The 814-nt window shown below is 57.7% G+C and carries 2 protein-coding genes; both read left to right on the forward strand.

What is annotated here, in order from left to right; translation table 11 throughout:
• Positions 1 to 34: 34 nt before the first annotated feature.
• Entirely contained in the window at positions 35 to 556 is a 522-nt protein-coding gene (gene rpsE, locus ACWI6D_RS05805; RefSeq protein WP_129423190.1) for a 30S ribosomal protein S5, read from the forward strand.
• 5 nt (positions 557 to 561) lie between these two features.
• Positions 562 to 753 (forward strand): 50S ribosomal protein L30, encoded by a 192-nt coding sequence (rpmD, locus tag ACWI6D_RS05810; protein ID WP_129423189.1) that lies wholly within the window; start codon positions 562 to 564, stop codon positions 751 to 753.
• Positions 754 to 814: the final 61 nt, after the last annotated feature.

Consider the following 814-nt stretch of genomic DNA (forward strand, 5'->3'; position numbering starts at 1 on the left):
AAGCCGGTCTGAAATTCTAGAAGGGGTTTAGTCTATGGCTCGCAACAAGCAAGAGAACGCCGCAGCTCCCGAGCTCGAAGAGCGCGTCGTTTACATCAACCGCGTGTCCAAGGTCGTCAAGGGTGGTCGCCGCTTTGGTCTGACCGCGCTGGTGGTCGTGGGCGACCGCAACGGCCATGTTGGCGTCGGCATGGGCAAGTCCCAGGAAGTCCCGACCGCCATCAAGAAGGGCGTGGAGGACGCAAAGAAGAACATGTTCTCCGTGCCGCTGACCGACGAGCGCACGCTGCCGCATGAGATCATCGGCGAGTACGGTGCTGGTCGCGTTCTGATCAAGCCTGCTGTTCCTGGTACCGGCGTTATTGCCGGCGGTGCTGCTCGTGCCGTCCTGGAGCTGGCTGGCGTCGAGAACGTGCTGTCGAAGTCTCTGGGCACCGACAATGTCATGAACGTCGTTAAGGCAACCGCCGAGGGCCTGAAGGAAATGCAGTCCCCCGAGTCCGTTTCCGAGCGTCGTGGCATTTCCGTTGCCAAGATCTACGGCTGGAAGGAGTAGCTCTGATGTCTGACGCTAAGAAGACGCTGCGCATCACGCAGGTGAAAAGCTCCATTGGCTACAAGAAAGATCAGTTGGCCACGCTGAAGGCGCTGGGCCTTGGCAAGATCGGCCGTTCCATCGACCAGGTGGACAACGAGTCCGTTCGCGGCATGATCTTCAAGGTTAAGCACCTCGTAAAGGTGGAGGAGCTGTAAAGCTGCAAGGTTTAACCTATGCAAACTATCCTCAATAGGATAGAATTCTCGATTGGCGTGT

This window comes from Senegalimassilia sp., from assembly GCF_977052095.1.